11 protein-coding genes are annotated in these 14,937 nt (G+C 64.9%); 2 read left to right on the top strand and 9 right to left on the bottom strand.

What is annotated here, in order from left to right; genetic code table 11:
* Positions 1 to 405: 405 nt before the first annotated feature.
* From VGK32_02615 to VGK32_02605, 3 genes are all read right to left on the bottom strand, one after another.
* On the bottom strand, positions 406 to 1,071 hold the full coding sequence (locus VGK32_02615) for an OmpA family protein (GenBank protein HEY3380629.1): 666 nt from the start codon (positions 1,069 to 1,071) through the stop codon (positions 406 to 408).
* Between the two features lie 68 nt (positions 1,072 to 1,139).
* Positions 1,140 to 2,105, bottom strand: a complete 966-nt coding sequence (locus VGK32_02610) for a VWA domain-containing protein (GenBank protein ID HEY3380628.1) — start codon at positions 2,103 to 2,105, stop codon at positions 1,140 to 1,142.
* Positions 2,106 to 2,355: 250 nt separating this feature from the next.
* Positions 2,356 to 3,537: a glycine C-acetyltransferase gene (locus VGK32_02605; GenBank protein HEY3380627.1), complete on the bottom strand. Its 1,182-nt coding sequence runs from the start codon at positions 3,535 to 3,537 to the stop codon at positions 2,356 to 2,358.
* A 183-nt stretch (positions 3,538 to 3,720) separates the two neighbouring features.
* Between VGK32_02605 and acsA the strand changes: the two genes are divergently transcribed.
* Positions 3,721 to 5,436: an acetate--CoA ligase gene (gene acsA / locus VGK32_02600; protein ID HEY3380626.1), complete on the top strand. Its 1,716-nt coding sequence runs from the start codon at positions 3,721 to 3,723 to the stop codon at positions 5,434 to 5,436.
* A gap of 238 nt (positions 5,437 to 5,674) precedes the next feature.
* On the opposite strand, the gene VGK32_02595 is transcribed toward acsA, so the two are convergent.
* Complete coding sequence (locus VGK32_02595) at positions 5,675 to 7,564, bottom strand: GNAT family N-acetyltransferase (GenBank protein HEY3380625.1); 1,890 nt, start codon at positions 7,562 to 7,564, stop codon at positions 5,675 to 5,677.
* A gap of 98 nt (positions 7,565 to 7,662) precedes the next feature.
* Between VGK32_02595 and VGK32_02590 the strand changes: the two genes are divergently transcribed.
* Positions 7,663 to 9,090 (top strand): aldehyde dehydrogenase family protein, encoded by a 1,428-nt coding sequence (locus tag VGK32_02590; GenBank protein ID HEY3380624.1) that lies wholly within the window; start codon positions 7,663 to 7,665, stop codon positions 9,088 to 9,090.
* Between the two features lie 92 nt (positions 9,091 to 9,182).
* On the opposite strand, the gene VGK32_02585 is transcribed toward VGK32_02590, so the two are convergent.
* From VGK32_02585 to acpS, 5 genes are all read right to left on the bottom strand, one after another.
* The gene (locus VGK32_02585; protein HEY3380623.1) at positions 9,183 to 10,385 is read right to left on the bottom strand and encodes an NADP-dependent isocitrate dehydrogenase; all 1,203 of its coding nucleotides are present in this window, start codon (positions 10,383 to 10,385) and stop codon (positions 9,183 to 9,185) included.
* 67 nt (positions 10,386 to 10,452) lie between these two features.
* A complete protein-coding gene (locus VGK32_02580; GenBank protein HEY3380622.1) occupies positions 10,453 to 12,384 on the bottom strand; it encodes an aconitate hydratase in 1,932 nt (643 codons plus the stop codon).
* 344 nt (positions 12,385 to 12,728) lie between these two features.
* Positions 12,729 to 13,976 (bottom strand): glycine C-acetyltransferase, encoded by a 1,248-nt coding sequence (gene kbl / locus VGK32_02575; GenBank protein HEY3380621.1) that lies wholly within the window; start codon positions 13,974 to 13,976, stop codon positions 12,729 to 12,731.
* 122 nt (positions 13,977 to 14,098) lie between these two features.
* Positions 14,099 to 14,344, bottom strand: coding sequence for an acyl carrier protein (locus tag VGK32_02570; protein ID HEY3380620.1), 246 nt, complete (start codon positions 14,342 to 14,344; stop codon positions 14,099 to 14,101).
* Between the two features lie 20 nt (positions 14,345 to 14,364).
* The gene (gene acpS / locus VGK32_02565; GenBank protein HEY3380619.1) at positions 14,365 to 14,763 is read right to left on the bottom strand and encodes a holo-ACP synthase; all 399 of its coding nucleotides are present in this window, start codon (positions 14,761 to 14,763) and stop codon (positions 14,365 to 14,367) included.
* Positions 14,764 to 14,937: the final 174 nt, after the last annotated feature.

The following is a 14,937-nucleotide window of genomic DNA, read 5'->3' as shown; positions in this document are numbered from 1 at the left end:
GATCCGCACCACGAGGGGACCAGCCAGGTTGAGGGCGACAATATTGATGTGCTCCTCGGCGACCACCTGGCAGACCCGGGCGAGCGTCCCCGGGCTGTTCTGCAGACGAAGCGTGAGCTCGGTGCGAATGGCCATGGCGGGAGACTAACACAGGAGGGACGCGGCGGGTACAGGTGCTTGGGGTGCTGGAGGTGCTGGAGGTGCTGCGGGTGCGGTGCTGAAGGTGCTGGAGGTGCTGGAGGTGCTGCGGGTGCGGTGCTGGAGGTGCTGAAGGTGCTGGAGGTGCTGCGGGTGCGGTGCTGGAGGTGCTGAAGGTGCTGGAGGTGCCGGTGCTGGGGGTGCTGACCATGGCAACGGGGGCGGGGCCGGGCACGGAAGCCCGACCCCACTCGCCCGCCACTTCTCCTACACGAGCACCTTGATGACCACGCGGCGGTTCTTCGCACGCCCTTCTTTGGTCGTATTCGGGGCAACCGGCTTCTCGGGACCGTAGCTGATCACGCTGATCCGGTGCAGCGGGATCTGGTGTTGCTCGTAGAGATACCGCTTCACCGACTCTGCCCGCTCGAGGCCGAGTTGCTCGTTGTAGGTCTTCGGACCACGATCGTCGGTGTAGCCTTCGACCTCGATATAGGCACCGTTCGGGTTCGCTTTGAGCTGCTGGACCACCTGGTCGAGCCGCGCCTTCGCGTCGTCCGGCAGGTTGGCCCGGCCGAACTTGAAGTTGCCCTGGTCCTCGCTGAGCGTCACTTCGTAGACGATCCGCTTGGTGGCCTTGTCAACGGCCTCAGCCTTGTTCGCCGCGCTGTCGGCAGCCGACCGAGCCTCGTTCGCGGACTGATTCGCCGCGGACGCACGTTGGTCGACCTGCACGATCTTCTGGTTCGCCTCGTTGATCGCCGCCTCGTTCTTGCGAGTCCGCTCCTGCGTCTCTTCGAGCGACTTCGAGACGGACTCGACCTTGTCGTTCACCTCGCCCACACGATTCTTGACGAATCCCTTGGTCGCGCACGCGGTGGTCCCTGTGGCGGCCAGGGCGGCAATCGACATCCCCAGTATGAAGTTCCTCATGATCTGCCTCCTATGACGTTCCCTGTCTGTTGGTGCTGTCCGATCCGAGAGGAAAAGGACAGGTCCCCCTAGTGTTGCTGACCCGATTCCCGCTGACCCTGACCCGCCATGTACCCCGTGCGGGCGCGGACGACCATGTGTCGGCTGCGCGTGCGTACTTCGAGCGCGTGCCAGCCGGGTCGTGTGGCCGGCTCGAACGCAATCAGGTACTGGTGGCGAAGCTCGTCCACGATCTGCCGCACCGCCATGCTGGTCTGAGCGGGCGCGCTACTGACGAAGAAGTCCCCCCCGGTCCAACGGGCAAGATCGGCGAGGTCACCAATCGGAACGGGGCGTTCGGAGTTCACTGCCGTGGCCGCGCCCTGATGGTCCAACGGCGAGACGACGGCGAGGATGTAGACCGGCACGTCGATCGCACTGGCGATTCCGGAGACTTCCGGCGCAGACAGCCGGCTGTTGTTGTCAACTCCGTCGGTCAGCACAATCACCGCCCGATGCGTATTCGGCCGGGTTGCCGTGACCCTCGCTGTGGCGGCAATCGCGTCGTGGAGCGATGTCATCCCGAACGGCGCGATACTCGTCAGCGACTGGGCCAGCAATTCGTCGTCCTGATACGTACGGAACGCCTGCACCTGATGCAGCCTGCTGTCGAACGAGAAGACCGCCAGTTCGTCCCGCCCGGCATCGAGCCACGCGAGGAGATGGCGCGCAGCGGCCCGGGCTCCGTCCATCTTCGACGCGACATCCATGCTGCCGCTGCTGTCGAACAAGAGTGCGACGCTCACCGGCGCCAGTTCTGAGCGGAAACTGGTAATCGGCCGGCTCTGCCCGCCGTCGAGCAACTCGAAATCCCGGCGCGTCAGGTTCGCCACCACTCGCCCCTTGTCGTCTTTGACAACCGCATTCACCGTCACGAGATCCACGCCGCTCTTGAAGATGAGGCCGCCAGGGGCTTCGGTGCCCGTCTGAGCGTTGGCCCCGGACCCGGCACCGACCAGGGCGAGCACGATTGAGCACCTCAAGAGAACGTGCATCTGAGAGCGTCCAGTGGCAATTCGGTTGCCATGAATATAAGTATCTGCAAAAACAGGGGTTGTTCTAAAACGTCGGGGGCGAACCGCTGGAATTGACCAGCTTGTGAGAGTAAGAATTACACTGTCCTCGGCAAACACAGCCTTTCGCCATGTAAAGACTGCGCACCGGCCTTCTTGCAGTCTGTCAAACGTATGTAGATTCAATAAGTTGACGGAAGACGTGGAATACCGGCGAGGCGAACCCGCGGTCTCACACGATGCCGAGTTCGATCCCGACGCGCTTGAACGCATCCAGGGCGAACTGAAGTTCCTCCTCTGTATGGGCGGCGGTGACGATCGTTCGCAGGCGGGCCTTGCCGCGCGGAACGATGGGGAAGCCCAAACCCTGGGCGAAGACGCCCTCCTCGAAGAGCCGCGCCGAGAACTTCATCGCCAGCGCCGACTCGCCCACCATGACCGGCGTGATGGGGCTCTCGCTCATGCCGGTATTGAAGCCGATGGCGTGCAAGCCGTTCTTGAAGAACCGCGTGTTGGCCCAGAGCCGGTCGATGATCTCAGGCTCCTCCAACAGGACATCGAGCGCGGCCAGGGAAGCACCGATGACCGATGGCGGATGGGATGTGGAGAAGATGAACGGGCGGGCGCGCTGGCGGAGGAAATCGATCAGCGCGCGCGTGCCGGCCACGTAGCCGCCAAGCGAGCCGATGGCTTTCGACAGCGTGCCGACCTGGATGTCCACGCGGCCATGCACCCCGAAATGGTCAACCGTACCGCGCCCGTTGCGGCCGAACACCCCGCTCGCGTGCGCGTCGTCCACCATCATGATGGCGCCGGATTCTTCGGCCACTTCACAGAGCGCGGGCAGCGGCCCGAGGTCGCCGTCCATGCTGAACACGCCGTCTGTGATGAGCAGCTTCCGCTGGCCGGCGGGCAACTCGCGCAGCGTCTTCCGGGCGGCGCCGACGTCCTTGTGCGGAAAGACCTTGATCGTCGCGCGGCTGAGACGGCAGCCATCGATGATGCTCGCGTGGTTCAGTTCGTCCGACACGACGACATCCTCGCGCGTGAGGACTGCCGAGACGGTTCCGGCGTTGGCAGTGAACCCGCTCTGGAACACGACCGCGGCCTCGGTGCGCTTGAACGCGGCGAGCCGGCGCTCGAGTTCCTCGTGCAACTCGAGCGTTCCGGCGATCGGCCGGACCGAACCGGTGCCCACGCCCCATTTCTCGAGCGCCTCGAGCGCCATCGCCTTCAGCCGCGGATGCGTCGTGAGGCCGAGGTAGTTGTTCGACGAGAGATTGACGACGCTCCGACCGTCGATGAAGGTCTTCGCCGCCTGCGGACCGCCGAGGATCCGGATGTCGAGCGCCCCGCCCTGGTCCCGCAGCGCCTGCACTTCCTGGCCAAGATACTGAAGTGGATCGGTTCGCATAACTCCTTGGCAGTATAGCCGGGGAGGCCTCTGTGTTGAAATGGCGCCAACGGGTCTGTTCAGCGGCTCTTGTGCTAGACTGCGCCGGCAATCCGTCCTCGTGCCCGCTGGTTCGTCTTGGCGGCCCATACCGTTCGGCGTCGGCGTGATCCCTGGCGACTCATGTACTCCCTGGAGGACCCTATGGACTCATCGCTGGTTGGCACCATCGACTACCTCGAGCTCAAGAAGACCATCACCTGGGACCTGGCGAAGCGCGAGCTGGGGTATACCGAAGGCGCCCCGATCAACCTCGCCCACATCTGCATCGATCGCCACGTCCAGGCCGGGCGGGGTGACAAAGTCGCGCTCCTGCACGAGAACCACGAGGGCGAACTGCGTCAGTTCACCTACCAGGATCTGATGCAGTTGACCAATGGGTGGGCCAGTTTCCTCCGCGGCCTCGGCATCAAGAATCTCGACCGGGTCTGCCTCTTTCTCGACCGTGTGCCGGAGCTCTACATCGGCTTCATGGGGATCCTCAAGATGGGGGCGGTGGTCGAACCGCTGTTCTCGGCGTTCGGCGAGGACGCGCTGCACTCCCGCATGGAGGACAGCTCGGCGACGGCCATCATCACGCAGCGCAAACACCTCGGCAAGGTCCGGCGCGTGCGCGAGCGAATCCCCTCCCTCAAGACGATCATCGTCATCGACCATGAGGAGGATGGCCGGCCGCTCCGCGACGGCGAGGTGGCCTACTCGATGATGGCGAACCGAATCGAGTCGTTCACGCCGTTCAAGGCGTACGCGGAGACGCCGAGCGTGCTGCACTACACGAGCGGCACCACCGGCAAGCCGAAGGGGGCGCTGCACGTGCACGGCAGCGTATTCGCGCAGTACCTGACCTCGAAGGTCGTGCTCGACCTCAGGGACGACGACATCTACTGGTGCACCGCGGACCCGGGATGGGTGACCGGCACGAGTTACGGCATCATCGGACCATGGGTGATGGGCGTCACGCAGGTCGTGCTGGACGCCGGCTACTCGAGCGACCGCTGGTACTCGACCATCGAGAAGCACCGCGTCAGCGTGTGGTACACGGCGCCGACGGCCATTCGGATGCTGATGAAGGATGGTCTCGATCCGGTCAGGCGGCACGACCACTCGAGCCTCCGGCACATGGCGAGCGTTGGCGAACCGCTCAATCCCGAGGCCGTGCGCTGGGGCCGCGAGGCGTTCGGCCTCGACTTCCACGACACCTTCTGGCAGACGGAGACCGGCTCGATCATGGTCACCAACCTGCCCGGAATGCCCGTCAAACCCGGCAGCATGGGCCGACCCTTCCCCGCGCTCGAGGCGGCCATCGTCGACCCGCGATCGGGCGAACCGATTACCAGCCCAGGCCACGTGGGACTCATCGCGATCAAACCGCCATGGCCGAGCATGATGCGGACCTACTGGAACAACGCCCCGACCTACTACGGGAAGTTTCTGAACGGCTGGTATATCTGCGGCGACCAGGCCAGCCTCGATCAGGACGGCTACTTCTGGTTCTGCGGCCGTGATGACGATGTCATCAACACCGGCGGGCACCTCGTCGGACCGTTCGAGATCGAGAGCGCGCTGCTCGAACACGAGGCCGTGGCCGAGTCGGCCGCCATCGGCAAGCCCGATCCGGTGAACATGGAAGTGGTGAAGGTGTTCGTCGCGCTGCGCCCTGGTTTCTCGCCGAGCGAAGACCTCGAGCTGAGTATCATGAACCACGTGCGCAAGCGGTTGTCCCCGCTGGCGATGCCGCAGGAGATCGCGTTTGTCGACAAGGTCCCGAAGACGCGCAGCGGCAAGATCCTGCGTCGCGTGCTGCGTGCGCAGGAGCTGGGGTTACCGACCGGGGATATCAGTACGATGGACGACAATTGATCTGGAAGAGTGCTAAGTGCTGGGTGCCAGATGCTCGGTGCCCAGCACGCCGCAAGGGGTAGTGCACGGAGCACCCCGCACAGAGCACCTTTCCGCGCACTTCACACGTTGAACGTGGCACTCAGCACCGTTCTCGGCTTGCGATTCCGGATGAAGAAGCGTCGCCCGGAGCATTCGATACCGTCACCAGCATCATTCGGTTGGTGGAGCGGCACGTGGCCAGGAAGACGTAGGCGCCCTATTTGAGCGAGATCTTCAACCGATACACGTCGCCGGCGGTAGACGTCTCGATAGGGAACTTCATCTTCTCGAAGACGCGGAGCATCGCCTCGTTCTCGCGGAGGACTTCGGCGGTGAATCCGAGGAGCCCCTGCTTGCGGGCGATCTGGGTCAGGTGGGCGAGGAGCGCAGTGCCGACCCCTTTGTTCTGGTGCTGGTCGCGGACGGCGAACGCCACATTCGCGCTCAGGCCGTCTTCCTCCATGTAGTACTCAGCCAGTCCCACGACCGGTGAACGTGCGCCCTCATCCAGGCACGCGAGGATCACCATCCCGCGCGTGTAGTCGATGGCCACGAATTCCTGCAGCCTCTCGTGCGGCATGTCGCGGCGCGGCGTCATGAACCGCCGATACATGCTCTGGTCCGACAGCGAATAGAAGAAGTCCTTCACCAGCGGCTCGTCGCTGATCTTCACCGGGCGCAGCAGCAGCTGGAGCCCTGTCTTCGTGGCTTTGCGCGCCTCGAGGTGCTCGGGGTACTCGCCGCGTTCGCCCGGCACGAACACCTGGTCGCCGTAGATGAGCTTCAGGCGGCGGGCCTCCTCCACCAGTTGGTGTCGGAACGCGGGATGCGCGATGCCAATCAGGTCCATCGCCCGCTCGCGCACGTTCTTGCCGTGAATGTGGGCGATGCCGAATTCCGTCACGATGTAGTGGACATCGCCGCGGTTGAGCGTCGCGCCCGCCCCTTCACGCAGGAACGGGACGATGCGAGAGACGCTGCCGTTCTGGGCGGTGGACTGGATGACGAGGATCGACTTGCCGCCCTTGGCCAGCACCGCCCCGCGCATGAAGTCGGCCTGCCCGCCGATGCCGCTGTAGAACGAATGGCCGATCGATTCGGCCGTGGCCTGCCCCGTGAGGTCGATCTCCAGCACGCTGTTGATCGCGCACATGTTCTCGTGCTGCGCGATGACGAGCGGGCTGTTTGTGTAGTCGATCGTCCGGAATTCGAGCGCCGGGTTGCCGTCGAGGAAGTCGTACGTGCTGCGGCTGCCCATGCAGAAGCTGGTGACGGTCTTCCCGCGATTGACCGTCTTCCTCGAGTTGTCGATGACCCCCTGGCGGATGAGATCGACCATGCCGTCGGTCAGCAACTCCGTGTGGACGCCGAGTCGCTTCTTCTTGCCGAGCGCCGACATGATGGCATTCGGGACGCGGCCGTATCCCACCTGGATCGTGTCGCCGTCTTCGACGATGCGCGCGACGTACTTGCCGATGCGCGTGGCGATCTCGTCGGGCACGTTCGGCCTGTACTCCAGCAGGGGTTCGTCGAACGGAACGAGGTAGTCGACCTCGCTGATGTGGACGAAGCCGTCGCCGTGCACCCGGGGCATCTGGGGGTTCACCTGCGCGACGACGATTGCCGCGCTGGCAGCGGCCGCCTTCACGATGTCGACGCTGACGCCGAGGCTCAGGAACCCGTGGCTGTCGGGCAACGACGTCTGGATGAGCGCGACATCGATCGCAATCAGCCTCCGGCGGAACAGATCCGGCACCTGGGACAGGAAGATCGGCGTGTAGTCGGCAAGCCCGCTGTTGATGGCCGCCCGGGTGTTGTTGCCGATGAAGAAGGCGTTCAGACGGAGGTTCGATTTCAGGCGCTCGTCGGTATAGGGCGCGACACCCAGCGTCCACACCTGTATCAGCTCGGCGTCGAAGAACGCCTTCGGGTGCGTCTTTACGTAGTCGGTGAGGGCGTGGACCAAGTGCTGCGGCTCGCCACACGCCGTGCCGAGGAAGATCCGGTCGCCACGCCGGATATGCGAGAACACCTCGTGTTCCCCGAGGAACTTGTCGGGATAGCGTTGTTTGAGCCGATCGAGCACGTCGGTGGTCGTGAGAGGCATGGAACTCCTCGGCCGCGGAGGCAAGAGGGCGAGCACCCTGGCGGGGCCGCGGCCCGCTTCAGGGTACAATGAAACTGGCCCCGAAGGCGCGGTTTCACATGGACCCAATCGATCAGTACGCGGACGAGATCGTCAGCAAGGCGTGGGAGGCATCCCGGGCGTTTCGGGACTTCGACCAGGCACAGGTGGACCGGATTGTCGAGGCGGTGTACCGGGCGGCGTGGGATGCGCGCATCGAGTTGGCGCGCCTCGCGATCGAAGAGACCCAGATGGGCATCTTCGAGGACAAGGTCCTCAAGAATTCGTACGCCAGCCTGCTCGTGTTCGAGGACATCCGCGAAAGGCGCACCGTCGGCGTCATCGCTCACGATGCAACGCTCGGCGTCAGCCACGTCGCCCAGCCGCGCGGCCCGATCCTCGCGACCATCCCCGTCACCAATCCGACGTCCACCACGATCTTCAAGGCGCAGATCTGCATGAAGACGCGCAATCCGGTGATCTTCAGCCCGCACCGGGGCGCGCGCAAGTGCATCAAGGAGGCGGCCCGGATTCTGGCCGCCGCAGCCGAACGGGCTGGCGCGCCGCCCAACGCCATCCAGTGCGTCTCGCGCTCGCAAACGGATTACGTCGAGCGCATCATGCGTCATCCGAAACTCGCGCTGATCGTGGCCACCGGCACGAGCTCTATCGTGCGCCTTGCACAGTTGTCGGGCACACCGACGCTTGGCGTGGGACCCGGCAATGTCCCGATCTACATCCATCGCTCGGCCGACTTGCCGTTCGCCGCCCAGTCGATCGTCTTCTCGAAGACGTTCGACAACAGCACCATCTGCGGGAGCGAACAGGCGCTCGTCACCGAACCGGACGTCGATCGCGAGTTCCGTCCGATGCTCGAGAGCCGCGGAGTGTACTTCTGCACCGGGCAGCAGACGCAGGCGCTCGGGGCGGTGTGCGTGGACGTGCCGCGCCAACGGATGCGGGCGGAGATCGTCGGCCAGCCGGCGCACGTCATCGCCGCCCGTGCCGGCTTCACCGTGCCCGAGCAGACGCGAATCCTGGCGGGCGAGCCGTCGGGTATCGGCGCCGAACATCCGCTCTCGTACGAGATCCTGGCGCCGGTCCTCGCCTACTATCGCGTCAGCACCTACAGCGAGGCCGTCGAAACCTGCTCGACGCTCAATCACTGGGGCGGCGTGGGGCACACGGTGGGTGTCTACGCGAACGACGAGCAGGTCGTCCACGACTTCGCCATGATGAACGCGGGCCGGATTCTGGTGAACACGCCCTCGAGCCAGGGCGCGATCGGCGCGTCGTTCAACACGCTGCGCCCGTCGCTCACGCTCGCCTGCGGCACCGACGCGGGAAACGTCAGCACCGACAACATCTCGACCGACCACCTGTTGAACATCCACCGCGTGGCGCGCCTCCGGCCCAACCGGCGCTGGCTCGACGCAGCTCGCGCCCGCAGCCTGGACCCGGCCGTCGACGCGGACGAGATCAGGGGCATCTACAACAGGAACTGGTGAGCAGGCGCCAGGAGTCGGGCGACAGAATTCAGAAGGCGGGGAGCAGGGATCGGGGCCTTCGCTGACCCCTGATCCCCGATCCCTTCGTGTCCTCAGTGGCGGAGGCGTTCGGCGATGGCATCGAGGAACTCTTCGCTGCCCACGACCTTCCTGGCTGGCGGAGTGGCCAGGCGCGCGAGGTCGCCGGTCATCACGCCGCCCCTGATCGTGTCCAGGGAGGCCGTCTCGAGCCTCGTCGCGAACTCCCCGAGCGCCGGCAGGCCGTCCAGTTCCCCTCGCTTCCGGAGCGCGCCCGTCCACGCGAAGATCAGCGCCATCGAGTTGCTCGACGTCTTCTCGCCCTTCAGGTGCTTGTAGTAGTGCTTCTGCACCGTGCCATGCGCCGCTTCGTACTCGAACACGCCGTCCGGCGACACGAGCACCGACGTCATCATGGCCAGGCTGCCGAACGCCGACGCGACCATGTCGGACATCACGTCGCCATCGTAGTTCTTGCACGCCCAGAGCATCCCGCCTTCGCCCTTCATGATGCGCGCGACCACGTCATCGATCAGCGTGTAGAAATACTCGATACCGGCGGTCTTGAACCTGTCCTTGTAGCCCTTCTCGAACTCGTCCTCGAACAGCAGCCGGAACGTCTGGTCGTAGGTCTTGGAGATCGTGTCCTTCGTGGCGAACCACATGTCCACCTTCTCGTCGAGCGCGCAGTTGAAGCACGACTTCGCGAAGCTGCGGATCGACTTCTCGGTGTTGTGGATGCCCTGCAGGATGCCCGGGCCGTCGAACTCGTGGATCAGCGCGCGCAGTTGCCTGCCGTCCGCGCCCGTGAACACCAACTCGCCCTTGCCGGGACCCGGCACGGCAATCTCCGCGTTCTTGTAGACATCGCCGTACGCGTGGCGGCCGACGATGATCGGCTTGGTCCAGCTGACCACGCTCGGCTTGATGTTCTCCACGAGGATCGGCTTGCGAAACACCGTCCCGTCGAGCGCGGCGCGGATGGTTCCGTTCGGACTCTTCCACTGCTTCTTGAGCGTGTATTCCTTGACGCGCTCGGCGTTCGGCGTGATCGTCGCGCACTTCACCGCCACGCCCAACCGTTTGGTCGCTTCCGCCGAATCCAGCGTCACCTTGTCGTCGGTGTCGTCGCGGTGCTTGAGACCGAGATCGTAGTACTCGGTCTTCAGATCGACGTACGGGGTGATCAGCTTGTCCTTCACCCACACCCACAGGACCCGCGTCATCTCGTCGCCGTCCATCTCCACGAGCGGCGTCTTCATCGCAATCTTGGACATCGTCATTCCTCTCAAAGGCTCCCGGCCCCGTCCGGCGCACTCAGCACATAGCACCGAGCACTTTCCCCTATGCCCGTTCCTCCAACTGCGCCTTGATCCAGGGGAGCTTTCCTCCCGCCTTCAGGATCTTCGCGTCGAGCGGCGAGAGCGCGTGCACGAGCTCCGCCTCGGTCCCGTCGGTCACGTTGCGCAGGACGACCCGTCCCTGGAGGTCGCCAATCACCACCTCCAGGTGGTCGCCCGGTTCGATGGCGTCGTAATCCGCCGGGTTCTTGAACGTCAGCGGCACGATGCCGAAGTTGATCAGGTTGGCGAGGTGGATGCGCGCGAAGGAACGGACGATGACCGCCTTCACGCCAAGGTATTTCGGCGCGAGCGCGGCGTGCTCGCGGCTCGACCCCTGGCCGTAGTTGTCGCCGCCGACAATGAAGCCGCCGCCCGCCGCCTTGGCGCGCTGCGCGAACGTCGCGTCCACCGCCTCGAATACGTACTTGGCGATCTCGGGGATGTTGCTGCGCAGCGGCAGCACCTTCGCGCCCGCCGGCATGATGTGGTCGGTCGTGATGTTGTCGCCGACCTTCAGCAACACCTCACCGCACAGCATCTCGGGCAGCGGCGGGAACGCCGGCAGGGGCGCGATGTTCGGCCCGCGGACGATCTGCGCACCGGTCGCCAGCGCCTCGTCGAGTGGCTTGATGAACAGGTTGTCGTTGACGAAGAAGCTCTTCGGCAGCCTCACTTTCGGCTGTTCGCCCAGGTCGCGCGGGTCGGTCAGCACGCCGGCGACGGCCGTCGCCGCCGCGACTTCCGGCGAGACGAGGTAGACCGCCGCGTCCTTCGTGCCGCTCCGGCCTTCGAAATTGCGGTTGAACGTCCGCACCGACACCGCGCCAGACGGCGGCGCCGCACCCATGCCGATGCACGGTCCGCACGCGTTCTCGAGAATCCGCGCGCCCGCAGCGACCAGGTCGCGCATGTCCCCGGTCTCGACCAGGTGCTCGACCACTTGCCGGCTGCCCGGGTTGACGGTCAGGTGCAGGTTCTCGGCGATCGTCTTGCCCTTCAATACCGCCGCCGTCACCTTCATGTCCTCGAGCGACGAGTTCGTGCACGATCCGATGCAAACCTGCTGCACCGGGATGCGGCCGATCTCGCGGATCGACTTCACCGCCCCGGGGCTGTGAGGCGTGGCCGCCAGCGGCTCGATCTGGCCCAGGTCGATCTCGACGATCTCGTCGAAGCCCCGCCGGCCGTCGGCTTCGAGCTTCACCCACTGGGCCTCGCGGCCCTGCGCCTTCAGGAACGCCTTCGTCACGGCGTCGCTCGGGAAGATCGATGTCGTCGCGCCGGTCTCCGTGCCCATGTTCGTGATGGTCGCGCGGTCGGGCACCGACAGGCTCCGCACGCCGGGACCGAAGTACTCGAAGACCTTCCCCACGCCTCCCTTCACGTCCACGCGACGCAGCAGTTCGAGGATGACGTCCTTCGCGGAAACCCACGGCGACAGCTTGCCGGTCAGCTTGATGCCGGCGATGCGCGGGAATTTGATGCGGAAGGGCTCGCCCGCCATCGCGCAGGCGACGTCGAGACCGCCGGCGCCGAGCGCGAGCGATCCGATGCCGCCCGCGGTGGGCGTGTGGCTGTCGCTGCCGATCAGCGTCTTGCCCGGGGCGGCGAACCGTTCGAGGTGCACTTGGTGGCAGATGCCGTTGCCCGGCCGGGAGAAGACGATCCCGTGCCTGGCGGCGACGGTGCGCAGGTAGTTGTGGTCGTCGGCGTTCTTGAAATCGCTCTGCAGCGTGTTGTGGTCCACGTAGCTGACCGACAACTCCGTCCGCACGCGCGGAATCCCGATCGCTTCGAACTGCAGATACGCCATCGTCCCGGTGGCATCCTGCGTGAGAGTCTGGTCAATCCGGATGGCGACTTCGTTGCCGGCCACCATCTGGCCTTCGAGCAGGTGCTGCTCGATGATCTGACGCGTGACTGAATTGCCCATTCATACCTCCATGGCGCCATATCGCCCTGGCGGACCGACGCCGGTCACCGGGCGCATGAATAATCAGGGGTCGGGGACCGGGGAGCAGGGTTGAGGGCTGGATCTCTGGATCCTGGATCCCGAATCCCGACCGTTCCAAGAGACAAGATGAGTGCACAAGGCTCAGCCCTGGGTGGCGACTCTGGCGCGTTTGGCGAGTGTACTGAAGGGCTGAGAGGGGGTCAATGATCAGGCGAAGATCCTGGCCAGTCGATGATGACGGCCGGCGAGGTCTGCCAGTCGGCAGGGGCGTCCAGTCGCGCCCCTGCCGGCATCCATTCTCGCTTCTATGTCCTGGCGCCTGGCTAGAGCCCGTACTTCTCGATGATCCCCTTCTTGTCCAACCCCAGGATTCCGTACTTCGAACCAACCTTCTTCAGCGATTCGACGGCGGCCTCCAGCATCGGGATGTCGTGGCCGGCCGACATCTGCGTCCGGATGCGGGCCTGCCCGGCGGCGACGACGGGGAAGAAGAAGCCGATGACGTAGATCCCTTCCTGGAACAGATCGCGGGCGATGTCCTGGCTCAGTTTCGCATTGAACAGCATGATCGGGACGATCGGGCTGTCGCCTTCCTTGATGACGAACCCGGCCTCGGGCAGGGCTTGACGCCAGAATCTCGTGTTCGCCGCGAGCTTGTCGCGCCGCTCGGTGGTGCTGCTGATGATCTCGAGCACCTTCAGCGCCGCCGCCGCGATGGGCGGAGGCACGGCGTTGCTGAACAGGTACGGACGAGCCTTCTGCCTGCAGAGCTCGACAATCTCCTTGCGCCCGGACACGCAGCCGCCGCTCGCGCCCCCCAGCGCCTTGCCGAGCGTGGTCGTGATGATGTCGATCTTGCCGACCACGCCGAAGTGCTCGTGCACCCCGCGACCCGTCTTGCCCATGAACCCGCTCGCGTGGCTGTCATCGACGAACACCAGCGCGTTGTACTTCTCGGCCAGTGCGACGATCTCGTCGAGCGGTGCGAGGTCGCCGTCCATGGAGAAGACGCCGTCGGTGATGATCAGCCGGATGCGTTTGTCCTGATGTTCCTGGAGCTTCTGTTCCAGGTGCTTCATGTCCGCGTGCTTGTACGTGTCCTGCATCGCCTTGCACAGGCGCATGCCGTCCACGATGCTCGCGTGCACGAGGCGATCGGCAATCATCACGTCCTGGTCACTCAACACCGCCTCGAACACGCCGCCGTTCGCGTCCATGCAGCTCGGGAAGAGGATCGTGTCCTCCGTGCCGAGGAACTCGGTGAGCTTCTGCTCGAGTTGGCGATGGAGGTCCTGCGTGCCGCAGATGAAGCGGACGCTCGACATGCCGTACCCGCGCTCGTCGAGGCCGCGATGCGCCGCCGCGATCACGTCCGGATGGCTCGACAGTCCCAGATAGTTGTTCGAGCAGAGATTGACCACCTGCTTCGGCGCCGCACCGCGCGGGAACTCCACGGAAATGCCCGACGCCTGCGGGGAGTGGATGTACCGCTCCTCCTTGAAGATGCCCTTGTCGTGAATTGCCTGCAACTCGGCCCGATACGCCTCGTGCGCGGTCGTCGGATAAGCCATATGAGTCCTTTCGATCCAGAAGACGGAGAGGCGGGGAGGCGGCAGAATCCGTCGGCCGCCTCGCCTTCCAACCGCTGCACCGCGTGTCCCCGTTCCGCCTGCCCGCCCAGCCGCCTTGCCGCCTACTTCTTGAACCGCCCCACCAACTCGATGATGCTGGCGACGGTATTGAACGCCTCGGGCGTCGCCTGGTCGTCGGGAATCGAGATGGCGTACTTCTTCTCGAGGAACCGCTTCAGGCTCACCATGCTGAAACTGTCCACGATGCCGCTGCTGATGAGAGGCGTGTTCTCGTCCAGCTTGATCTCGTCAGCTTCGTCCTCGTCGACGTACTCGTTCTTGATGTACTCGAGGATGATGTCTTTCATCAGATCTCCTTCGGAGCCATTCACGTTTCCAATACGACAGTTGCGGCGGCGAGCGTTCGCGTCGTGGTCAGGGACAGGTGCACGCCGCGGACGCCGCGCCGCTCGGCCTCGGCACCCACGGCACCGCCGACGCGCATCGTGAACACGCCAGGGGCGTCGGCCGGCACGACCTCGATGTGCTTCCACGACATGAGGCCCACGAGTCCCGTGCCGAGCGCTTTCAGTACCGCCTCGCGCGCTGCGAACCGCGCGGCCAGGTGTTCGTCACTGCGGCGCCGCCCTCGGCACCAGGCGATCTCCTCCGGCGTGAACAGGCTCTCGAGGAACCGCCCGTCGTGGCGGGCAGATATCCTGGCAAATCGCGCCACGTCCACGAGATCGATCCCGATTCCCAGCACCACGGGGAGGGAGGATAGCATAGAGTACGCGTGCGACGGGTGCTGAGGGTGCTGGAGGTGCTACAGGTGCTACAGGTGCGGTGCCGAAGGTGCCAGGGGTGCTGGAGGTGCTACAGGTGCGGTGCTGAAGGTGCCAGGGGTGCTGGAGGTGCTGCAGGTGCGGTGCCGAAGGTGCCAGGGGTGCTGGAGGTGCTG

This window comes from Vicinamibacterales bacterium (assembly GCA_036504215.1).
Lineage (GTDB): Bacteria > Acidobacteriota > Vicinamibacteria > Vicinamibacterales > Fen-181 > FEN-299.
The sequence above is the reverse complement of the archived record's forward strand: the minus strand, read 5'-3'. Positions and strand labels throughout refer to the sequence as shown.